This window comes from Rhizobium sp. LARHSG275 (assembly GCF_052871115.1).
Map to the genome: position 1 here is coordinate 314397 of NZ_JBIXJN010000004.1, position 20319 is coordinate 334715.

General features: G+C 58.2%; 21 protein-coding genes and 1 pseudogene. 9 read left to right on the forward strand and 13 right to left on the reverse strand.

Annotation, left to right across the window (positions count from 1 at the left end):
* Window positions 1-52 precede the first annotated feature (52 nt).
* Window positions 53-943, forward strand: coding sequence for a LysR substrate-binding domain-containing protein (locus ACIPSK_RS07080; RefSeq protein ID WP_446532723.1), 891 nt, complete (start codon window positions 53-55; stop codon window positions 941-943).
* Between the two features lie 313 nt (window positions 944-1256).
* Here the strand turns inward: ACIPSK_RS07080 and ACIPSK_RS07085 are convergent, their stop codons facing one another.
* The 4 genes from ACIPSK_RS07085 to ACIPSK_RS07100 all read right to left on the reverse strand — a co-directional run bounded on the left by ACIPSK_RS07085 (window position 1257) and on the right by ACIPSK_RS07100 (window position 3485).
* Window positions 1257-2069, reverse strand: a complete 813-nt coding sequence (locus ACIPSK_RS07085) for a hypothetical protein (RefSeq protein WP_446532724.1) — start codon at window positions 2067-2069, stop codon at window positions 1257-1259.
* 140 nt (window positions 2070-2209) lie between these two features.
* Window positions 2210-2995 (reverse strand): aminoglycoside phosphotransferase family protein, encoded by a 786-nt coding sequence (locus tag ACIPSK_RS07090; RefSeq protein WP_446532725.1) that lies wholly within the window; start codon window positions 2993-2995, stop codon window positions 2210-2212.
* A gap of 20 nt (window positions 2996-3015) precedes the next feature.
* Complete coding sequence (locus tag ACIPSK_RS07095) at window positions 3016-3246, reverse strand: hypothetical protein (protein WP_170276241.1); 231 nt, start codon at window positions 3244-3246, stop codon at window positions 3016-3018.
* 20 nt (window positions 3247-3266) lie between these two features.
* On the reverse strand, window positions 3267-3485 hold the full coding sequence (locus ACIPSK_RS07100; RefSeq protein ID WP_017967204.1) for a DUF982 domain-containing protein: 219 nt from the start codon (window positions 3483-3485) through the stop codon (window positions 3267-3269).
* Window positions 3486-3881: 396 nt separating this feature from the next.
* On the opposite strand from ACIPSK_RS07100, the gene ACIPSK_RS07105 reads away from it, so the two are divergent.
* Both ACIPSK_RS07105 and ACIPSK_RS07110 read left to right on the forward strand, forming a co-directional pair.
* Window positions 3882-4187: a DUF982 domain-containing protein gene (locus ACIPSK_RS07105; protein ID WP_017967203.1), complete on the forward strand. Its 306-nt coding sequence runs from the start codon at window positions 3882-3884 to the stop codon at window positions 4185-4187.
* A 734-nt stretch (window positions 4188-4921) separates the two neighbouring features.
* Window positions 4922-5070: pseudogene (locus ACIPSK_RS07110) on the forward strand (transposase); the annotation flags it as partial.
* A 500-nt stretch (window positions 5071-5570) separates the two neighbouring features.
* Here the strand turns inward: ACIPSK_RS07110 and ACIPSK_RS07115 are convergent.
* The 3 genes from ACIPSK_RS07115 to ACIPSK_RS07125 form a co-directional block, all read right to left on the reverse strand.
* Entirely contained in the window at window positions 5571-6155 is a 585-nt protein-coding gene (locus ACIPSK_RS07115) for a nuclear transport factor 2 family protein (RefSeq protein WP_446532726.1), read from the reverse strand.
* A gap of 128 nt (window positions 6156-6283) precedes the next feature.
* Window positions 6284-7168: a helix-turn-helix domain-containing protein gene (locus ACIPSK_RS07120; protein WP_446532727.1), complete on the reverse strand. Its 885-nt coding sequence runs from the start codon at window positions 7166-7168 to the stop codon at window positions 6284-6286.
* A gap of 243 nt (window positions 7169-7411) precedes the next feature.
* Window positions 7412-8320, reverse strand: coding sequence for a LysR family transcriptional regulator (locus ACIPSK_RS07125; RefSeq protein WP_170255462.1), 909 nt, complete (start codon window positions 8318-8320; stop codon window positions 7412-7414).
* A 103-nt stretch (window positions 8321-8423) separates the two neighbouring features.
* On the opposite strand from ACIPSK_RS07125, the gene ACIPSK_RS07130 reads away from it, so the two are divergent.
* Entirely contained in the window at window positions 8424-9884 is a 1461-nt protein-coding gene (locus tag ACIPSK_RS07130) for an LVIVD repeat-containing protein (protein WP_446532728.1), read from the forward strand.
* 83 nt (window positions 9885-9967) lie between these two features.
* On the opposite strand, the gene ACIPSK_RS07135 is transcribed toward ACIPSK_RS07130, so the two are convergent.
* From ACIPSK_RS07135 to ACIPSK_RS07150, 4 genes are all read right to left on the reverse strand, one after another.
* On the reverse strand, window positions 9968-10495 hold the full coding sequence (locus ACIPSK_RS07135) for a nuclear transport factor 2 family protein (RefSeq protein ID WP_017967198.1): 528 nt from the start codon (window positions 10493-10495) through the stop codon (window positions 9968-9970).
* Window positions 10496-10513: 18 nt separating this feature from the next.
* Window positions 10514-11461, reverse strand: coding sequence for an alpha/beta hydrolase (locus ACIPSK_RS07140; protein WP_446532729.1), 948 nt, complete (start codon window positions 11459-11461; stop codon window positions 10514-10516).
* Between the two features lie 138 nt (window positions 11462-11599).
* The gene (locus ACIPSK_RS07145; RefSeq protein ID WP_017967196.1) at window positions 11600-12376 is read right to left on the reverse strand and encodes an AraC family transcriptional regulator; all 777 of its coding nucleotides are present in this window, start codon (window positions 12374-12376) and stop codon (window positions 11600-11602) included.
* 131 nt (window positions 12377-12507) lie between these two features.
* Window positions 12508-13593 (reverse strand): alpha/beta fold hydrolase, encoded by a 1086-nt coding sequence (locus ACIPSK_RS07150; protein WP_026154453.1) that lies wholly within the window; start codon window positions 13591-13593, stop codon window positions 12508-12510.
* 144 nt (window positions 13594-13737) lie between these two features.
* On the opposite strand from ACIPSK_RS07150, the gene ACIPSK_RS07155 reads away from it, so the two are divergent.
* Window positions 13738-14559 carry a LysR family transcriptional regulator gene (locus ACIPSK_RS07155; RefSeq protein ID WP_017967194.1) on the forward strand — a complete coding sequence of 274 codons (822 nt, stop codon included), beginning with the start codon at window positions 13738-13740 and terminating at the stop codon, window positions 14557-14559.
* Window positions 14560-14660: 101 nt separating this feature from the next.
* Here ACIPSK_RS07155 and ACIPSK_RS07160 read toward each other — a convergent pair whose 3' ends face one another.
* Window positions 14661-16016 (reverse strand): hypothetical protein, encoded by a 1356-nt coding sequence (locus ACIPSK_RS07160; protein ID WP_017967193.1) that lies wholly within the window; start codon window positions 16014-16016, stop codon window positions 14661-14663.
* On the opposite strand from ACIPSK_RS07160, the gene ACIPSK_RS07165 reads away from it, so the two are divergent.
* From ACIPSK_RS07165 to ACIPSK_RS07175, 3 genes are all read left to right on the forward strand, one after another.
* Window positions 16011-17030 carry a LysR substrate-binding domain-containing protein gene (locus ACIPSK_RS07165; RefSeq protein ID WP_245268421.1) on the forward strand — a complete coding sequence of 340 codons (1020 nt, stop codon included), beginning with the start codon at window positions 16011-16013 and terminating at the stop codon, window positions 17028-17030. The two genes, ACIPSK_RS07160 and ACIPSK_RS07165, sit on opposite strands and share 6 nt — an antisense overlap.
* 327 nt (window positions 17031-17357) lie before the next feature.
* Window positions 17358-17990 carry a DUF433 domain-containing protein gene (locus tag ACIPSK_RS07170; protein ID WP_017967191.1) on the forward strand — a complete coding sequence of 211 codons (633 nt, stop codon included), beginning with the start codon at window positions 17358-17360 and terminating at the stop codon, window positions 17988-17990.
* A complete protein-coding gene (locus ACIPSK_RS07175; RefSeq protein WP_017967190.1) occupies window positions 17987-18364 on the forward strand; it encodes a DUF5615 family PIN-like protein in 378 nt (125 codons plus the stop codon). Before ACIPSK_RS07170 ends, ACIPSK_RS07175 begins: the two co-directional genes overlap by 4 nt.
* Window positions 18365-18944: 580 nt before the next feature.
* On the opposite strand, the gene ACIPSK_RS07180 is transcribed toward ACIPSK_RS07175, so the two are convergent.
* Window positions 18945-19904 (reverse strand): LysR family transcriptional regulator, encoded by a 960-nt coding sequence (locus ACIPSK_RS07180; RefSeq protein WP_446532730.1) that lies wholly within the window; start codon window positions 19902-19904, stop codon window positions 18945-18947.
* A gap of 107 nt (window positions 19905-20011) precedes the next feature.
* Between ACIPSK_RS07180 and ACIPSK_RS07185 the strand changes: the two genes are divergently transcribed.
* Window positions 20012-20319 (forward strand): cupin domain-containing protein (locus ACIPSK_RS07185; protein ID WP_446532731.1); only part of this gene is annotated, 308 nt, incomplete at its 3' end.

Consider the following 20319-nt stretch of genomic DNA (forward strand, 5'->3'; position numbering starts at 1 on the left):
TACTGTTGATAATTGCGGTGTTGTTCGCTTTAATAGTGCCATGAAGGAACAAATGGGTTTGGAGAGGCTGGCCGGCCTTGTTGCGTTCGCGAAAGCAGGGTCTCTGGGAAGCTACACAGCGGCCGCTCGATCGCTCTCTATCTCTCCCTCGGCGATCAGCAAGAGCGTTCAGCGGCTTGAGCAGCATCTCGGCGTCTCGCTGTTCATGCGGACGACGCGCTCGCTGACCTTGACCGCCGAGGGGCGCGACCTGCATGAGCGCGCCTTGCGCCTGTTGCGCGATGCGGAAGAGATCGAGCAGGTGGCCAAGGCGGCGCGGGCAGAGCCCTCCGGCACACTGCGAATTGCAGCGTCGCTGCCGATCGGCCTGCATGTCATTGCGCCTGCGCTTGCCGCATTCCGGAAGCTGCACCCCAAGGTGATGATCGATTTGCGGCTGAGCGACCAAATGGTCGACCTCACCGAAGAGGGTATCGATCTGGCTGTCCGTATCGGTGAGCTCGGTGACTCGCGCCTTCTGTCACGCCGGCTTTCGCCGCATCGGCTCTGTTGCTACGCGTCGCCCGAGTATCTCGCTACGCGCGGCACCCCGGAGCATCCCGATGACCTTGAGGGGCACGAGACGGTCAATATGCGCTACCAAAGCACGGGCCAACTGTTTCGGTGGCCTTTCCGGATTGGCGAACGGGAGATCGAGATCGTGCCTTCTTCCGGTGTTGTCGTCGATGCAAGCGAAGCTGTTATTGCTGCAATTGCCGCTGGCGCAGGCGTCGGAATGGGCACGAGTTTTACGGCTACGCCGTGGATCAAGCGCGGCGAGTTGATCCCGGTTCTGTCCGAGTTTGCAGTGGACCGCCATAACATTACGGCCGTCTGGCCGGAGAGCCGCCGAACCAACCCGTCCATTCGCGCCTTCCTGAACATGTTGATCGAACTGGCCTAGCTGCGGGTGCTCGTCTGAAGCCCCTACCCTTCAGGACTGGTCCATCGCCTTCGACGGCGAGAAGCATTGTGCCAACTCACCAGGGGCCTTGTGTCGGTCATATAGGACAATTTCGGGAGGACGGCGTTACCGATTGCGGGCAATGCCTTTCGTCGCCGCACGCGGCCGTCTTAGCCGTATGCCCGCTGCACGGCGTCAGATGCAGGACATAATCACGGCGACCAACCCACGAGCAATGGGGCGTTGGCATCGATGCTCCGATGAATTTGCGATAACGGAGGCAGATATCATGCCGATCTCGCGTGAGACGCAGTCATCCCCCGCAGACATCAATTGCGGCCAGATCATTCTCGATGGGACGGTTCAGTTTGAATTGCTGATGCAGACCCACGACTTGGGCGCGATAGATGATCAATAGGGGGTTGAGTGCGCTGAGGATCATGTCCGCATCGTATTGGCAGTAAGAATCCGTAAGGGCTTGCTGCACATCTGGACTGGAGCGTCGGTCGAACCTAGCGAGGACGGTTGTCTCCGGGGTTCGGTCATTGAGCCAATCATCAGACTGCATTATGTGTTGGCGCAGTTCGTCCAGCAGGGTTTGAGAGTAAAAGAGTTCGCCGCGCTTGGCTCGCCTGTATGTCTCGTGCGCCGCCGCGAGCCCCTTGCTGATAGAGATATCGATCTCGTCTGTCGTTACGGCGAAGTTCAGCTCTTTGGAGCGATCAACGAGGCCAGTGACGATTTTTTCAGGATCGTAAAGGATAATCATGGGGAGCCGATACCAAGGTGAAGGCGTGAGCTTCTCAGTATCGAGATAGAAGACATCGAGCTTGTTGAAGGGTTGGAAATGTGAAACGCAGTGCCCAGTGCCGGGCATCCACTCGTTAAACAAAAAGCCCGGCCATTGCTGCGGTAAGTCCCGCCGATGCTCAACGAACCAGCTATGGCGTTCATGGCGGACAACAACTCGAAGGTCTATATCGGAATATGCGTCCGAACTTCCCGCTGCGAGCGAGCCGGAAACGAAAATGCCTTGCACATTTGGATCGACGCTAAAGTAATCGAAGGCCACCGAAATCAATCGGTCTCTCGCGACTGTCAGAGCTGTCAAATCAATGCTGGTCATGTGCCGATCCTACCAAAAGCGGGTATGCCCGCAACGGGTCGACGGAACGTTTGGAGCACTCATCACCCTACCGGGTAATGCATGGCAAGAGTTTGCCAATCCCGTTATGACTGGCCGTCGCAAGGGTGTCCGCAGATGTGTTATGTCAACGCTGCTTCCAAAACTCCTCGATGACGAAGCATCCACGATGCGCTTCGGGTTCGCCAGGTGATCGCCCATAGCGGTTCGACAGCGGTTGACTCTGGCATGACGACCGCCTCCCTGGCTTGTTCGGCCGCATCGTGGATCGCGAACATTACCAGCTTATCGAAGAAGCCGACGCGCCCCTTTCGAGGCAACCCGTAGCCGTCTAGCAGCAGGCGAACTTGATGCGCTCTCGTCTCCGCGGAACCCAAGCCGACCCGCTCGGCAAGATCGTCATCATAGAGCTGAGCATTCAACCAGCAAGCCTGAGCCAACTCAATGTCTACCCTGACTGGACCGGCGACTTCCCAGTCTATCAACGCAAAAGGCTGGTTGGAGCGACAAACAATATTCCAAGGCCCGGTGTCGCAGTGGCCTATTACGAAGGGTCCATCGCCCAGGCCGCGCCCGAACCAATCGCGCCAGATGGCGTTCGCAGGAATTGTGAAAGAAGCGGCAGCATCGTGTAATCGCCGCAACATCGAACCAATCTCAGTAAATGCCTCATCTGTCCACGGTGCCGGGTGGACAAAGTCACCTTCGATAAATGACAGCGTCTCGCGGCCGCGGTCATCGAACCCCGTCCCGACAATCAGCGGCGCACCAGTGAAGCCGCAAGTTTGCAGATGACGCAGGAGTGAAATGACAGTGGCAGACCACGGACCACCTTCGCGATAAACGACCTGATTGCGCCGCGTGACTGTCGTCCGGCCGCCACCTATCAGAGGGATTTCGTCGCCCATTTCACTCATCTGACATCAAATTAACGTGCGGCAGTCCGCGGCAGGCTATGCGATTGCGACCGTCCGGACGCAAGCCTCGCTGTCGCCCATGACGTCGAGACCAGCAGCACCGACAGGTTTGCATTATACCCTGTCAGCCCCAGCGCCTCAAAGAGGACAGTTCGGCGAATGTCGTGATAGGCCTGCCACTGTTCCGGCGTTGCCACCTCAACGATCCCGGCTATATCGGGTGTCGGGGACACTCCGTTCATTCATCTACCGCTCCAAAAATTCAGTGCACGGGCGCAAGAACCGGTATTCCGGCTTCCTCTGCAGCGCGAATAAGCGCGGCACGCGCTGTCTTGGCAGGGATATCGCCACGGATGGCATCTAGGCAGGCTTTGACAGCAGCGATGTATTCCTTTCCGTCATCTGTCGGCCATGCCACGACGAGAGCCTTGGCAAGCTCACCAAGTGATCGGACGAGCCTGTTCTTCTCTTCGCCACTCATCACAAGCACGAGCGTTCGCCATTTTGCTGCGAAAACTTGGACGCAGCAACAGCATTAAAACCTTCCCGTGCCCTTTCAACAACGATGAGGAACATTACATCGGCCGATGCCGGGTGAAATCCTGAACTTAGCTAGGCATGGCAGCCGGTAAACGCCAACCGGCCCGGATTGGCAAATGCTGAAGATGGTGCGGTCGCGCTCGATGGCGGCAACGAGCCACCGTCGGATCAACTTTGCGGAAGCAGCGTAGCCGCCACTGGCGAGCGCCCGCTCCTTTCCTGCGCCTACCTTCACATCCGGTCACGCCGGGTAACCAATCGTCAATTACGGTTTTGGAATACACGCGTATATTAGAACTTCGACGATTACGATCGCTGCCCGGAGGGATCGAGGACAATGGATTGGGACGCAACCTCTGCTTTCACACCCGTCGGGCTGGCTCTGCGCCGCCAGCCAGTTCACAGGATCATCCGAACCCTCGGCGACGCTGCATATATGCTGCTCAAGGACTGGCCTTCCGATGACGGCGAAGAATATGTCACTGCGGTGAAGGCTTGCGTCGATGCGATCAGCGGTCAGATCGCTCCGGAGCAATTTCGGGATGCGTTTCTGCGTGCGGCCGATGAAGCGGGCATCGCAGCGATAACTATCGTCACCAAGACAACAATGAAAACCGACTCGCAACGAAATATGAGTGCATAATTTTTGCATGGCACGCACACGCAGGCAGATCGACATCCCGGAATCAGGTCATTGTCCGCATGCGAGCTGAATGGAGGTTGCCGCTCGCCCCGGTAACCGGAGGTTCACCATCTAACCAAAGTATCTGTGAAGCAGCTGTCCCTTCCTGTTGATTTCAAAGAGATTTCAGGCTGATGTAGGTGCATCCAAACTATGGCTTCAGAATGCAGCGCTACCAGATACAAGCACTCGAGAACGGGTCGTGGGCGGTCATAGATCACCAGACCGGCAAGCCAATAGTTGACCAGCAATGGTCAAGCGAGAGAACGAGGCTGGAGGCTCAGGCCTTGGCCGATTTTCGCAATGGAATATCGGCCCCACCACCGCAGCAGATTTCCTCGCGGCTTCAGAAGATACGTCGTGCTTGGGCACTCCTCTCTGCGAAGCGGTAGACGAGATAGCCGCTTCGCGCTTCCTACCAAACCACGGATAGGGATGTCATTGAGCGTCGCATTGACGCACTCAAGGGGACGCCGATCTGGGACAAGAACGCTGGCCGCGATGTCGTGAGTGTTGGCGTGAACTGATGACGACAAGCCCTAAAAGCGGACCGGCGCACGCGTTAGAGAAGTGGCGGCCCTCGGTTGGACGCGGTAGCGTCTGGCGACTTCTTCCACGTCCTCAACCACCTTGACGTTGCCCCGTTGAAATAATCTATTTTGAAGTAAGCTCTGGCCGATTGAGAGGACCAGAGGATGAAGCGCAATCGTTTCACAGACGAACAGATCATCGGCATATTGAAGGAGCACGAGGCAGGCACGCCGGTCTCGGAGCTTTGCCGCAAGCATGGCGTCAGCACGCCAGCATCTATGAATGGAAGGCCAAGTACGGCGGCATGGAGGTGCCCTGGCGCGCAAACTCCTTATCGCGCTGTGGAAGTTTGTCACTGCGGGTGTTGTCATCGAGGGGGCTGTCATGAAGACCGCCTGACGACCAAAAAATTGCCGAACACACAAATCTTCCAGGACTGATCACTCCTGGCGGATCCAGGTGAGCGAACCGCCTCAAAGTCGGGCTTCAAATACCACGCTTTAGATTGGTCCCGTTCTCCTGAGCCTTGCCGCTACGCAAGCGGGATAATGGTGCTGCCGGACAAAACGGCGACCGTATGTATGTGAGTTTGAACCGGTGACGGAAACGTGCCGCGTCAAGCAAGGTGGCTCAGACCATGGGTTCGATACGAAATCGAAGGGGCACGCTATGAAGCTATGATTGATCTTGACGGCGAAATCCTCATGTGAGCTTTGAGATATGCTCGCCACCATTCATTCTGCAGCCTCCATACGAGCCAGAGCTTGCTGTCGCTTAGCAATTACGTCCGGATCGCTCTTGAAATACTTCCTTTTACCCGGCTTGCGCCCGCGCTTCTGATATCCGTTGCTCTATCATTCTGGCGTTCAAAGGCATGGAGGCCGCGACGACGCCTCTTCCTCGCACTTTCATGTTGATAGCGTGGTGGCCGGAATTCACGCGGCGATCTCGCCGAAATATTCGCGAAACTCGACCAGCCTCCCCGTCGGGCCGGCTCGCATGAAGATCGCATGCAGGCCAGTGTAGGGCGCGCCACCGATTGTCCCGCTGCCGCGATCGCAGACGACGACCCAGTCGGCGGCGAAGAGCTTGAGATCGATTGTCGATTCCGTGATCCTGCGCTTGATGCGCCGCGGTCCAGGCCGTCACTGCCCGCTTGCCCTCGGGCGGTCCGTGCCGACCTCGTTGTTCGCCGACGGGGAATTGGAAGGTCATCGTCTCATCGCAACAATCGAGGAATGCCGTCCAATCGCCGGAAGCCCAGCCGGCAAAGAAGGCGTCGACGGCCGCCTCAAGCACGCGACGAGCTCCCGGATCGGATGTGGCGCCCCAAGCTGCGGCAGTAGAGACGAAAAGGGCGCCACCCGAAGCAGTAACGGCGCGTCGCGTAAGTTTCATGTCGGTCTCCTGTTAGTTAGTCGCGTTCATCTGAGAACAGCCGAGCGGGGTCATCGTCTCTGTCTTCGCAGCGATACTGGATGTGGAGAGGCGTGCTGCGGCTTTCTTTCAGGAAATCGGCAGCAATGTCAGGATCCCGGAGGAAAATGCATCCGATACACCCGAGGGGTCATGCCCCTGAGGCGCCGAAATGTCGTTGTGAAGTGACTCTGACTTGAAAAGCCGAGCCGAAAGGCAATGGTGCTGATCGACAAACCTGTTTCGCGTAGCAGCGTCTCTGCTCGCCACACACGTTCCTCGATCACATATGCATAGGGCGCAAGGCCGGTCGTCGCTTTGAAGCGGCGTGCGAAACTGTCGACGGCCATGTCTGCGACGGCTGCCAGTGCGCTCAGCGAAATGTCGGAATTCATGTGTGCATCGATATAGTCCCGAACGCGACCAAGCGCCCGACGGCTGAGGCAGCCGTGGCCCTGAACCGGGTTGTGCTCCCTGTTCAGGATTGCCACGCGGAGGCCAACAAGGGCGACCAGATGCTCGACATAGGCGGTGTCCGGCTTATGGCCGAGCGCCATCTCGTCGCGAAGCGAGCCCACGAGAGTGGCAATGACCGAGTCTTTCTTGTTCACCAGGATCCGCAAATCCCCCAAGTTTTCACATCCTGAAATCCTGGCGTCGGGATCGATCCATAAGGCCGAGTACGTCAGATCCACGTTCCGGTAGAAGCCGAATCGCTCGGCACCCGCGGGCACGAAGGTGAGCGCCCCGGGGCGATCCTTTCCGTCGTACACGGATTTTGCCTCATGCCGGATACACGTTTGAGACGTTCCGCCTTCCTCGGTCAGGACGACCAAATGATGAGGAGCTGTCCAGCAAAGTTCCGCCTCCCGGCACGCCCACCGCCGATTGTCGAAAACGATCGACGATCCGGCCCATGACGCCGTTTGCAGCGGCTCAGACCTCTCCTCCTGGCTCCGAATCCGTCCGTCACCAAGTAGCGGTTTGAATGACATTGCTGCATCTCGCTGGTTCATTAACGGAGCCGCACCGGCTTCGTCTTGAGCATCGTGTGCTGTCCGCCTCCGTGGCTGCGCATATGGGGCAAGCATCGGGCCTTGATAACCGCGCCGCGTTCAAGAATTTGTGAGACCGGCCAAAATCTGCCGGAGGCACAGAGGGAACACCGTGTCTTGAGCGCACTCGCCTGGCTGCCGGAGTGCATGCTGTAGCGCGGCGCTAACCAATCTGACGGAGGGTCATCGCTGTGCATGGGGAGTGGTTTCCATGCCAGCCGTCTCGCGCACGATGTTGAGGAATGCCCCGAGCACTGGCGAAGGCTGCTCGCGCCGATAGATGATGGAGGTGTCGATAGTCAAGTTTCGACCCTGAATTGGGCGATAGACCACACCCGGTCGTCGCAGATTCTCGAGGCAGGCGGGCAGCAACGAGACACCGAGTCCGACGGAGACCAATCCGATGATCGTCTGCTTCGGTGTTGCTTCTCGCATTATCCGCGGACTGAAGCCGGACGAACGGCACAGTCCGACAATCTCGTCATAGAGGGATGGATTGATGCTGCGCGGGAACTGGATCAAAGCCTCATGAGCAAGATCAGCCAGCGCTATCTCGGTTTCCCTGCTCAACCGATGCGTCTCCGGCAAGGCGACGATCAGCGGTTCGACCAATATGCTTTCGACCTGCAATCCCTTTTGGTTGACGGGAGGATGGACAAAACCGATGTCCAGTCGCCGCTCGGTCACCATTTTTATCTGATTGGGAATGCGCAGATCCGTCAGACTGAGCTCAATGTCAGGATAACGTGCGGTGAAGCGCTGCACGATTGCTGGCACCACGCTGTAAATGGCCGCATCGATGAACCCTACGGAGAGATGTCCGGTCTCACCCCGCTCGGCTTTGCGGGCAAGTTCGACCGCTTGCCCGGTTTGATAAAGCACAGCCCTCGCCTCATCGAGAAATACCCGCCCCGCCGCCGTCAGCTCTACTTTGCGTTTGGTACGCTCCAGCAGCCGCACGCCCATTGCCTTTTCGAGTTGCTGGATCTGCTTGGTGAGAGGTGGCTGCGATATATGCAGGCGTGCCGCAGCACGCCCGAAATGCAGCTCTTCTGCGACAGCCACGAAGGATTGCATCAGCTTGTGATCCATCTCATTATTTCCAAGATCGAATTATTCGCTCTCCGATCAATATTGGACAGAAAATACTGAAATTTGCAAAGTTCGGGCGGTCACAAGTTCGGGAGATACAGTCTTGAAGGATACCGATATTTCTCGCCGCCAAATACTGAAACTGCCGCTTCTCGGAGCGGCGATCGCCGGAACATCGCAATCCGGGATCGTATGTGAAGCGCTCGCTCAGCCTGTCCCCGCGACGTCACCGGCACCTGCGGGCGCTTTTGCCCATAATGTCGAAGCATTGGGGTACACTGACCTCGATCATCGCCCAGCCTTCAAGATGGCGATCAGACAGGTCGGAGAGCGCTGGTATCTCTACACCGGTCATTTCTGGCACTCCGGCTGGAGCATTGTGGATGTTACCGATCCGGCTAAACCGCAGGTCGTGAAATTCGTACCCTATCCTGGCTCGAACACATGGACACTGCAGATCGATCTTTCGGGCGATACCATGGTGACCGCGCTGGAAAAGCCTTTTGCAAATTTCGGTGGCGATCCCGACGCGCCATTTGGCGAGGGCGTCCTCATCTGGGATATCGCAGACCCAATCCATCCGAAACAACTTGGTCACTATCGCACCGGCGGTAATGGCACTCATCGCAATCTTTATCCCGGCGGACGTTACGTTCACCTCGCCGCGAACATGCCGGGCTATACCGGCAATATCTATGTCATTCTCGACATTTCGGACCGCTCGAACCCACGCGAAGCCGGACGTTGGTGGGTGCCGGGCCAGCATCAGGCCGGCGGCGAGAGCCTAGCACGCGTTGAGTCGACCGGAGCCGACCGGGAAACGTCGGACCGTTACCGGATGCAACTGCGTCCGCAATGCATGTGCGGTGCGTTTTGTGCCAGTACGGGCGAAGATATCTCGTTGCATGGTCCGCCCTACGTCGTCGGCAATCTTGCCTACCTGCCTTATGGCGCGGCGGGTATTGTCGTGCTCGACATCAGCGACATCTCGCGGCCAAGGCAAATCGGCGGCCTGAGTTTCAGCCCGCCCTTCCACTCTCGCTTTGGTGTGCACAGCGTCCTGCCGATCCCCGAACGCGGCATAGCCTTCGCCAATTCGGAGAACGTCACCTATGGGCGCGGTCCGATGCATCATGCGTCGATCGTTGATATTTCCGATCCAAGTGCTCCCTTCCTGCTGTCGCTTCTACCTGAGCCGGTGCCTCCACGAGAGGTGCCCTATTCAGACTTCACCAGCCGCGGCGGTTGGCGGGGACCGCATAACATCAACCATCACCAGCATCATCCCGACGTAGAGAAGCAGGGAGATCTGTTCTACATCGCGCATTTCAACGCCGGCCTGAGGATCTACGACGTCTCAAACGTGCGGCTTCCCCGCGAGGTTGGCTATTTCATCCCGCCGGAACCGGCGCGTCGCTATGGCCCAATGCCGGAAGACAAACTGGTCTTACAGACCGAAGACGTGGTCGTGGACCGGCGCGGCTGCATTTATATCAGCGATAAGAACCAGGGCCTCTGGATTCTCCGTTACACTGGCCCCCGACCCGAGGCCGACCGGATATGATTACCAGGTTCCCCCGGATAAAACCGCCGCTTCAGCTCATGCAAAAGCAGCCACGACCCGCACCGAAGCGCCATGCCTGATGGCTACCGCTGCTGTCTCCGGCTGGCCAGCTCGACCAAACGGCGATCGCCGGTCTCGTGCGTGTGGGTCATGGTCAGCGCTGTGACCTTCCAGGCATCCCCTGCCCTGCTGAGTTCATAGCGATAGTGGCCCATCAGCACCCACATTGCCTCGTCGATGCGATGTGTCGCCTGAAAGTCGGCTTCGGCGACGGCTCGATCACCTTTGCTCTCAATAATCGTGTGATTGGTCACAAGATGCAGCGTTTGATCGAAACCCGGAAGAAAACTGGACCATGAGGCGACGACCTCGTCGCCGGATAGAGTTGACGGTTTTCCACCCCATAGGCTCGTATAGTCGAGCGTAACCTCGTCCGCGAAGGCGTTGCGAACACGGCTCCATTGGTGCCGGTCCGCTCCGGCCGCAATGTCCGTGATCACGGTGATGATCTCCACCCGATCTTCGACGGCGATATCGACATTCCCGGCCCTTGCCGAGACCGTCGCTGATAAGCTCAAGGCAATTGCCATCATCAGTGTTGTCGTTTTCATAGCTCTTCCCTCTGGCCCTCACAACTCTTTGCCGAAGCGCTCAAAATGCGCCGCAACAGCATCGGCGGCCGCAGCGACCGGTTCCGGTCGGTCGTAAAAATCGAACTGGCTGACGTTATCCAGCCACAGCTCGAACGAGTGCCCTGGGAGACGATTGAAAAAGGCGTGTGCACCTTGCGGTACGGCTGCGGCTTCCGAATGGACCATCAGTGTCGGTTTGTGGAGCCGATCTGCGATCACCACCGAATCATAGGTCAGCCAGGGCTCCCACGATGCGAGATTGAACTTGTTGTCGTATTCGGGGATGAGCCCGCGATCCATCTCGGTATAGTACGGCACTTGGAACATCAGCGCGGTTCGGTCCGTCGCGCTAGCTGCGAGGATCACCTGTGGCTTTCCGGCTGCCTCGGATGCTTCCGCTCGCTGCGAGGTCTCGATCAGGCGATGCACGCCTTCTTCGCCACCATAGACCTGCCGCACGATGTCGGCGTCATGCAGCCACGGCGCCACCAGCCCAACGCTCGCAATATTGGCGCTGACGGATGCTGCTGCGGCCATATATCCCGCAGACGCGCAAATTCCGAGCCCGGAAATCCTTGCAGGGTCGACCTCGGGCAAGGTCGCCATAAAGACAGCAGCGGCAAGAATATCGGAGATCTTTGCCGTCGGCTCCTCCTTAAAGCGAACGCGGCCGCCGGATTGGCCCCAGCCACGAAAATCAAATGCAAGAGCGACAAATCCCCGCTCAGCCATTTCCCTGGCATAAAGGCCAGACATCTGCTCCTTGATTGATGTCCAAGCGCCGGTCACGACAACGCCAGGGAATCGCTCATTGGCGGAACGGCCGGTCGGAGCATAGAGCGTACCGACAAGGGGTTCCCCCTCATTTTCGAATCTCACCTGTCTGGTTTGGACCTCCCCGAGCGCCGTCGAGGTAAGTAGCGCTATGCACAGCGCTGACAGCACAAATGTTCTTTTCACGATAGCCTCCTTCGTTCGCTGGTGTCGAAGAAGCATCGCAGGAACGGTAATGGAGCGACGGAGTGAATCTTGGCGGATTATAGGTAATTGTTGCGATTCCCGGCCGTCTTGGCGAGACCGCCGCTACTGGCGTCGATAGACGGATGGGTTAACTCTCGCATACCTCAAAAAATGTCGGCCGAAACGAGACACGTCGTCATAGCCCACCCTGAAGGCAACTTCGACGACTGGAATGCCCGTGGTACGCAGCAGCAGTTTGGCCCGCTCCATGCGTTGCTGAATTACATACTGGTGCGGTGACGAGCCGAAAGCCGCCTTGAACGCCCGAAGGAAGTGATACCGGCTCATCGCCGCCTGCGCCGCCAGCACCTCTAACGAAACGTCCTCGGTGAGATTGTCATGAATATAGGCGGCGGCACGGCCCAGCCTCTTGTCGTCGACCGATATAGGCAGGGACTTGCCTTGCCGGAGCACAAGGCCGAGATGGGCGGCCAATGCCAAATGCATAGTTTCGCGATAGAGCGGGGATGTGCCATCGAGCCGAAAAGCCGCATGATGTGCCAGTTGCACCAGCAATGGGTCAAGCTGACCGATCACCGGTTCGAAGCCGTGAGACAGATCGAGCTCGATATCGCTCAGCAATGCATCCGTAAATTCCGTAAAAAGATAGGAGTGAGCCTCATCGTATTCGCAGATGCCTACAGATCCCGACGGCAGTATCCATCCCTCATTTTCCTTCAGGGGTATATGCCGCTTTCGATCCGAGGCTATGGCAACTCTGTGCGTTTGTTGGGGAACGAGAAATATCCCGATCGCCAGGCGCGGCAACCCGAATGCTCCGCCGCCTGGCGGAACATTGATCCTTTGCGCAGTGAGGGGAACACCATCAGCGTCTTTCATGATTCACATCATACACGATACGGGTATCGACAAAATAGAAGGCTCAGATGCCGCATATGCCCTTAAGCGGAGACGCCGAGAGCTGCGAACGTGATCGCGGCCAAGGATACAAACTTCCATCTCGTGCTCGCTCAGTCTCCTTTCGGCGGGATTGTTGATGGATCGAGGAAGCGCGTCACAGCGGCCAGGAATGTCGCTCGGCCGGCATGGTCGCGGTCGAGATGCACAAAGTGCGTGGCGTCGGAGATCGTCGCGAGCCCCGCCTGGGGTGCCTCGTCGACGAGTGCTTGTGCGTCCTGCGGTCGGCTCCAGAAATCCCGGCTGGCGCGGATGACGAGCACCGGCATGCCGAGCGCGGAAGCCGACCACTGCCGCTTGCCGATGGCCAGTTCGAAGCTGTCGGCCATCGCTCCGCTCGGGGACCGGAAACTCGGCGGCTGGCGACTGTCCGATGTTGGATCCGAAGCCAACGCCGCGTCCGCATAGGCTTGTGCCACACGCTCATCCCGCCAGGCTGGCTTTTCGGGTATGGGAATGCTGTTGTCCCATGCCGGAAAGAGGCTCGCGCGCGTATTGAGCCTGTAGGCGCCGAATGCCGAAACGTTGAAGCGCCCCGGTCTGAGAGGATCTTCGAGAGGAGAGCCATGACCGAGGGTTTCATGTTCGCTCGTGCCGCCATAGAGGGTATTGTAAAGGACAAGCCGCTCGACCATCTGCGGAGACTTCGCCGCAAAGGCCCCGGCCCAATGGCCTCCCGTTGCCCAACCTAAAATGCTAACCTGGCTGTTGCCGCTCCACTTGAGGACTGCGTCTACCGCCGCTGCAATGTCCGCCACGGCGTCATCAGTCCGCATCAAGGGTGCAGAGCCGGACGGGTCTTGCTCCATCGTGTTGGGCCGGCTCGAGGCTCCGTAGCCGCGCAGGTCAAGGATATAAACGAGATGTCCGGCCACCGCGAGGTCGGCGGCAAGAGATCCGCCAGGAACCGGTAGATCAAAGGATGCGACACCTGGAACACGTGCGCCGTGGATCAGCAGAACCACCGAATGGATTTCCGTCGAGCGATCCGCACGCCGCACTTCCCGGACAAAGAGACGCTCACCGGCAGGAAGGTCAACAAAGCGATCTGTTCTGATAATTGTTGGTTCCGCAGCAAATACTGCTTCTGTCGCAAGGAGAATGGCGCTCGCCAGCGTGAAGATAGATAGGTTGATCATCATCTGTCCATGAGCTTTAGTATTTGAACAAAAATGCGCGGATAAGACACACGAATCCATGATGGATCTGACGATTTTTGATATTGTCACGGTATGGAACTCCGTCACCTTCGCCATTTCCTCGCCGTTGCTGAAGAACTGCATATGGGCCGCGCGGCCGACAGGCTCGGTATGGCGCAACCCCCACTCAGCCAGTCGATTGCCCGGTTGGAAAAAGAACTCGGCGTTCGCCTGTTCGACAGAGCGAACCGGCGCCTCGCACTGACGCGGGGAGGGGTGGCTTTTCTCGATGAGGCCCGGTCCTCCGTCCGGCATGCCGACGCTGCCTCTGCCCTTGCCAAATCAGCGGAACACGGCACTGCGGGCGAAATCAGGATCGGTTTTGTCTCCGCGGCCCTTTACGAGCATCTGCCCCGATGCCTGTCGCGTCTGAGGCAAATGCATCCAGATGTTCAGCCCAGGCTCCTCGAAGTGTCGACAAATGAGCAACTGGATGCCCTGGCGGAAGGAGCCATCGACATCGGCTTCGCACACCCCCCGCTTGGTACCGGCGATCGACTGGACATAGTGGAGTTTCCAGGCGAGGCGAACGTTGCCGTCCTGCCGGAAGATGGGGGAACCGGAGGTGTAAGCCTGGCGCAAATCGCCGCACTTGGATTGATCCTCTTTCCTGCGACCCAAGGACCGGTGCTCCACGCCCGCATCATGGATAGCTTCACCCAAGCCGGCATCGAGGTTCGGGTTGTCCAAGAAGCAAACCGCGCGCTTACCATGCTTTCTCTGGTATCAGCGGGGTTGGGTGCGGCTCTCCTCCCGCAATCTGTTCAGCGCATTGTTTTCCAAGGTGTGCGCTATGCGGAGATCACGGATGCGACGCTGCCGACCCTGTCGCTCTGCATGATCGCGAGACGCAGGCCGCGGCTCCCTATCGTTGACCATGTATGGCAGATCTTTTCCAAGGCTTAGAATTGTTGTTTCCGCAGGCCTGCCAGTTGTCTGGATACATCGGCAATGGACAACGGAAATCCACCGATGCAATTTCTGTCCGCGTCGACAATGTGTCGATCTCACGGTGCCAGATCGACGTGATGCACGCCGTGCGGCAGCGGAATGCGACCAAGACGCTCCAAAGCCGGCCTCTCGCCCGTCACCACGCGAAAGACCTCCAGACCGGCAGTTGCCTCTTGTTGAGCGCCGTCGTGGCCTTGGAACACAGTGGCAAGAAAATGATCACCCGTGAGGTCAAAAGTGCCGCCTTCCGGCAGAACACCCTCGAAAGGGTAGTCGGCAACCTTGGCGATGGCTCCACTCGCCGGATCGAATGTCAGCAATGTTACCGAAGCGTCGCGTTGATAGCGGCGAGACTCGGGCGGGAAGGCTGTGCTCCGCATGTTGACGGTGGCAATGAGCGTCCCATCGGGGCTCACCGCAAGCCCTTCGGCCGCAACATCCGTCGCCGCGCCGCCGACGCGTTCATGGCGAGCTGTTGTCACCGGTCCCGACGGATCCGCCAGTCGAATGACGCTGACAGCGGAGGGAGTATCGGGAACGCGGCCAGCCAGATCGGTCGCAGCAAAGTTTCGGCCCCAGTCCGAAGTGATGTAGAAACCCCCGTCCGGTGTGAAACGCCCCACAAAGGGGTCGGCACCGACCTCCACCGACTTGCCCCAAGGGCGCAGCGCAAGTTTCTCATCCGCGTCCATTACTTCGAAGAAAGCGACGTGGTTCTGCGTGTCAATATTCACGGCAATGAAACGACCCGAAGGATGCCACTGAACATTGGTCGCGGTGACCCCGCCGCGCGGCGCGGCAGCATTACCCGCGACACCCAGCTCCGCGAGATCGAAGTGGGCCACCTCGCCGAAACCCCCGTCAGCATAGCGAACGATCTGCACGAAGCTTGCCTCGGGCGTGTTGGAGACTATCGCCACCCGCTCGCCATTCGGACTGACAGCAAGGGCTTCCGGGAAGGTTGCGACCTCCGTCGTGGCAGCGAGACGTGGATTGGCCTTGTCGGCAAGGTCGACGGCGAAGAGCCGGTTTCCTGCCGGCAGATCGCGCACCGTCACCCCACCTTCCCGACGCTCGCCGAGCCGCTCGGTTATGAACGCAGTTCGCCCATCGCGGGTGAGTGTGAGGATTTCCGGAGCAGAGGTAACGGAGTTCGATACCGGCAAGGTCCCTGTAGCGACAACACCGTCCGCGATTGAGAGAACCGTCAAGAGATCACGATGATTTGATTCTGGAGGTGCGAGCTGGCCCGTCGCGTAGGTCTGTCCGACGAAGTCGCCATCGGAAATAGCGGCAATGGTTCCAGCGGAGACACGACCTAGGAGATCCGCCGTCTCCGTGGCCGCGGCGGTCATGGAAAGCGTGCCGCCCAATGTGATGGTGAGTGAACCGATCAAGACTTTCAAATGCATTTCCGCCTCCTTTGTGGGCCGCGCAACCACACCCGGGACAACTCTTGCCACAACAGACACATTGGCTGTCATCCTGATTTGAATCCAATCGAAATACTGGACTCTGTGATTGGAAAATTGCATCAATCTTCAATGGATATCCGTTCACTCGCCTGCTTCGTCGCCGTTGCCGAGGATCTGCATTTCCGCAGAGCCGCAGAGCGGCTGAACCTCACTCAGCCGGCGCTCAGCCAACGCATTCGTGTGCTGGAAGAAGAAGTCGGCACGGCGTTGTTCGAGCGTGATCGGCGCCGCGTGGCGCTGACAGCGGCAGGAGTGGCGTTCCTTGATCCGGCTCGCACGGCCGTGGCAAGCGCGAACCTTGCCAAAACAAGAGCACTACGCGTTGCGCGCGGCGAAATTGGACAATTGCGGCTCGGCTTCACAGTCATAGCATTCTACGGCATGTTGCCCGAGGCGGTGCGTGTCTTCCGCACCCGCTATCCCGAGATGACGGTCGAACTCGCCGAAATGAATTCCCCGACCCTGGAACGCGCCCTGTCGGCCGGTGACATCGATCTGGGAATATTGCATCCGCCCATCACCGCACCCGAACTGGCCATCCGCACCTTGCCCAGTCAACGGCTCATGCTCGCATTGCCGGCGGCTCATCGGCTGGCGGAGCGAGAGACGATCGCGGTTCGCGATCTCGACGGCGAGCCGTTCCTGATCGCGCCGCGCACGATCGGCCCGAGCATCTATGATCGTGTCATCGCGCTGTTCCGGAGCCATGGCATCAGCCCACATATTGTCCAGGAGGTTACACCGATGACCACCCTCACCGGCCTCGTCGCGGCAGGCGTCGGCATGGGTTTCGTCACCGATGGTATTGCGACAGTGGCGCGACCGGGCGTAGTGTTCCGTCTCGTTTCGCCCGAACCGCCAGATCTGCCGATTGCCGCCGCCTGGCGATTGCCGGACCTTTCATCACCCGCCGCGCGCTTCCTCGACGTCGTTGCAGAGCACATCGACTAAGACGGGTTTGCTTACGGCAGGCCGCTTAAAGGTCTGTCGTAGAGCTTACGGTCGCCTTGATGGCAGCAGAACCGATAGCCCTGCAATTACAACACTCAGCGAGAGCCAATCTTGTGAAATTCCCGGCTCTTGATCTTCAAGGCATCCAAGTGACGATCCGGCGCAAGCAAGTCCCTCGCCTGGGCGGAAACACTGTTTCGTGTGACCGAACGGCCGCTTGAGAAGAAGTGCCCACCAATAAGCTGATTAGAAGCGAGATCGAAACGCTCGGTCGAGCTTTACCGGGGACGGCACCTGCATTATATATTCTCCTCAAGGAGAATGATTATGGCCAACGCATCGTACGCCTACACGCCCGCCGAGGCCGCAGCAGTCAGCGGGATCGCTGTGAAGTCGGTGCACAATGCGATCGACAAGCGGATCATCGCGACTCATCTCATCGGCGGCAAGGGTAGAGCGCTTACTGATGAGGATCTGCTTCGGTTGAAGCTCTGGTATGGCGTCGGATCGATCTTGTCCGCCGAGCGCCGCAAACGTCTTTTTGATACCATAGACCAGAACCCGAATGCCGATACCGTTAGGGCGGACGACTATCTTATCGTCGATGTCGCGCGGGCAAGGGAGCAACTGGCCGCACGTGCCGAGGCGCTTCGAGAAGCTGAACGAATGATCCAGAGTGTGAAGGGCGTCGTGGGCGGCGAGCCGGTGTTCAAGCGAACCCGTGTTCCAGTGCGAACGATTGCCGCGATGAAGACCCAGGGCGCAAGCACCGCGGAAATTGTCGAGGGTTACCCTTCGCTCACCGAGCGCATGGTGGAGCTTGCCGAGATCTGGGTTGTGGCCCATCCCGCCAGGGGACGGCCGCGGAAGCTCTCCGAGCAGGGCCTGAAGGTGAAGTCTGAGAAGCGTCTGCGAATTCGCAGCGAAAGTGCTGCTAAACCCTCCGGCTCACCTTCGTGAAGTTTCTTATTGATGAATGCCTTCACACGTCCCTCGTCGCCGTGGCGCAAGTGCACGGTCACGATTGCTTTCATGTGAATTGGCTGGGGCTGAGCGGCGAGACCGACTGGGATCTGATGCCTCGCATGGTAGCAGAGGATTTCACGTTCGTAACGAACAATGCGCGCGACTTCCGGAAGCTCTACGCAAAAGAGGCGTTGCATGCGGGTCTGGTGATAATAGTTCCCCAGGTGCTACCTGCGCTGCAACGAGATCTGTTTGCGCTCATCTTGCAGGACTTGGCAGGGGCACAGGATATGGTGAACGAGGTCGTCGAAGTGAGCCTCGATGGCGAGGACGCGGTTCTCACGCGCTATTCGCTTCCGGAGGCTTAGTCGCGCCCCCGCAACGCCCCGGTCTTCAGACCGTATCCTCGACAAGTATTCTCTGCCGACGGGGTTTCCGCTCGAGTCGATGAAGAGGCGACGACTGTCGCATCTCTAACTGGCCCAACTGTCGCATTACTAAATAGTCGCTACACAGTTCGAGTTGGATAACCGTTATTTATGGAACTGTGCCGGCGCGGAGCCTCATACTGTCGACACCGACGCATACGGCTGCCTCCACTCGAACTGCCGTTGACGGACGCTGGTTTCCCGTCACATCAAGGGAAGACCAATTTTGTCCGGTTTGCACTCACTTCGGCGAGCTCTATGCCCTTATCAGCGGTCTTCGCAGATTAGGGCATTGGAGAAACGGAGCGTCGCCAATAATTGCCCCCGATCCGTCACGTATCTCCATGCGCGGGGCAGAGATGACCCCTTGCAGCCTCAGCGATGAGTTCGCGATTATCGGCAAGCGCCTCCCTCCTCGCTTGCAGCAGGTTGCAGCCGCGCGAAATCCGACGTTCAAGTAAGCCTCGATATGTAATGGAGCATGGGCACGTTCTTTGCCGATCGACGCGGGAAAGCACCGTCAGCGCGCTTCATTTGGCAGGGACTGCTCGCCGACATTAAGTGGCAGCAATATCTCGGCGATCAGGTTCCGAATCCAACGATGGGCGGGGTTGCCTGTCGCGCGCTTGTGCCACACGCCGACGATGAGGGCCGGCGGAAGCGGCATGGGAGCGTTATAGAGGGAGAGCCCGAAAAGATCCGCCAAGCGCTCTGCCAATTGTCGAGGGACGAGTGCAATATGATCACTCTCGCTTACAGCTCGGCAGACGCCGAAGAAAACAGGAACCGTCATGACCACCTTCCGAGTTCGTCCGATCTTGGCCAGTGCCGCATCACCCATGGCTTTTGTTTTTCCTTCAGGCGAGAAGAGGATGTGCCCGAGATCGCAAAAAAGATCGATCGGCAAGGTTGCGCCAGATTTTATTCCGGCTGCTTCGATTGCTGCGTTTCCTTTTCGGGCGATAGTTATGAAGGACGACCGGAATTGCGCATGTCGGTCGATCCAGTCTGGAAATTCTGCATCAGGAATGAGAGCCATGTCGGCTTCATACCGCTCAAGAGAGTCGATGTAGCTGTTTGGGACGAGGTCGACCAATTGCACCCGAATACCCGGAGCACGTTGGTGAATCTCACGCGCCAGCCGCGGCATCAGCATCTCCGCAAAGAAATCGCTTCCTGCAAGCTTGAAAGTGAGGCTGGCGCTACCGGGATCAAAAGAGGTGCTACTGAACAGCGCCTCCATCCTGTCGAGCGTCTCACGAAGAGGCATGGCTAAACCTCTTGCATAATCCGTCGGGCGCAAACCTTGGCCATGACGGACGAACAGCTGATCATCGAGCGCATGACGCAGTCTTGAAAGTGCGCCGGAAACCGCTGACTGAGACATTCCCAGTTTCTCACCGGCCTTCACAGTCGACCCTTCCCGCAACAAGGCGTCGAGCACACGTACAAGATTGAGATCAAAGGTCGCGAAATTCATTTCACCGATAGTTTCTATATGATCAAACGATTTTCTTAATAATGGATCGGATGGTAAAAACTACAACACGAAAGCGCTTTCGTTTCATCCCAACCGAGGAGGAAACGATGATTGATCTACTGGAATGTCCAGATACCATTGAATGGCTCGGTGTTTCTTACCGACCTATTCTGACGAATGCAGCAACTGGCGGAGCGATGTCCATCGTCGACAGCCTGTCTCCCGTCGGAAGCGGGCCGCCGCGACACATCCATGAAAGAGAGGACGAGACCTTCGTCCTTCTCTCCGGCTTGTGCGAGTTCTGGGTGGAAGGCGAGAGGTTCACGAAGAAGGCCGGCGAAACTGTCTTCGTGCCACGCGGAATGGAGCACACCTTCAGGGTTATCGGCGGCATGCCTTCGCGCCATCTGGTGAT

What these genes read in the sequence shown, in the direction of transcription:
- ACIPSK_RS07160 (WP_017967193.1), bottom strand. Translation starts at nt 16,016, where the DNA reads ATGCATTTGAAAGTCTTGATCGGTTCACTCACCATCACATTGGGCGGC.
- ACIPSK_RS07145 (WP_017967196.1), bottom strand. Translation starts at nt 12,376, where the DNA reads ATGAAAGACGCTGATGGTGTTCCCCTCACTGCGCAAAGGATCAATGTT.
- ACIPSK_RS07085 (WP_446532724.1), bottom strand. Translation starts at nt 2,069, where the DNA reads ATGACCAGCATTGATTTGACAGCTCTGACAGTCGCGAGAGACCGATTG.
- ACIPSK_RS07105 (WP_017967203.1), top strand. Translation starts at nt 3,882, where the DNA reads ATGGATTGGGACGCAACCTCTGCTTTCACACCCGTCGGGCTGGCTCTG.
- ACIPSK_RS07180 (WP_446532730.1), bottom strand. Translation starts at nt 19,904, where the DNA reads ATGAATTTCGCGACCTTTGATCTCAATCTTGTACGTGTGCTCGACGCC.
- ACIPSK_RS07115 (WP_446532726.1), bottom strand. Translation starts at nt 6,155, where the DNA reads ATGAAACTTACGCGACGCGCCGTTACTGCTTCGGGTGGCGCCCTTTTC.
- ACIPSK_RS07120 (WP_446532727.1), bottom strand. Translation starts at nt 7,168, where the DNA reads ATGTCATTCAAACCGCTACTTGGTGACGGACGGATTCGGAGCCAGGAG.
- ACIPSK_RS07080 (WP_446532723.1), top strand. Translation starts at nt 53, where the DNA reads ATGGGTTTGGAGAGGCTGGCCGGCCTTGTTGCGTTCGCGAAAGCAGGG.
- ACIPSK_RS07100 (WP_017967204.1), bottom strand. Translation starts at nt 3,485, where the DNA reads ATGAGTGGCGAAGAGAAGAACAGGCTCGTCCGATCACTTGGTGAGCTT.
- ACIPSK_RS07170 (WP_017967191.1), top strand. Translation starts at nt 17,358, where the DNA reads ATGGCCAACGCATCGTACGCCTACACGCCCGCCGAGGCCGCAGCAGTC.
- ACIPSK_RS07165 (WP_245268421.1), top strand. Translation starts at nt 16,011, where the DNA reads ATGCATTTCCGCCTCCTTTGTGGGCCGCGCAACCACACCCGGGACAAC.
- ACIPSK_RS07135 (WP_017967198.1), bottom strand. Translation starts at nt 10,495, where the DNA reads ATGAAAACGACAACACTGATGATGGCAATTGCCTTGAGCTTATCAGCG.
- ACIPSK_RS07155 (WP_017967194.1), top strand. Translation starts at nt 13,738, where the DNA reads ATGGGCCGCGCGGCCGACAGGCTCGGTATGGCGCAACCCCCACTCAGC.
- ACIPSK_RS07095 (WP_170276241.1), bottom strand. Translation starts at nt 3,246, where the DNA reads ATGAACGGAGTGTCCCCGACACCCGATATAGCCGGGATCGTTGAGGTG.
- ACIPSK_RS07090 (WP_446532725.1), bottom strand. Translation starts at nt 2,995, where the DNA reads ATGGGCGACGAAATCCCTCTGATAGGTGGCGGCCGGACGACAGTCACG.
- ACIPSK_RS07150 (WP_026154453.1), bottom strand. Translation starts at nt 13,593, where the DNA reads ATGATCAACCTATCTATCTTCACGCTGGCGAGCGCCATTCTCCTTGCG.
- ACIPSK_RS07125 (WP_170255462.1), bottom strand. Translation starts at nt 8,320, where the DNA reads ATGGATCACAAGCTGATGCAATCCTTCGTGGCTGTCGCAGAAGAGCTG.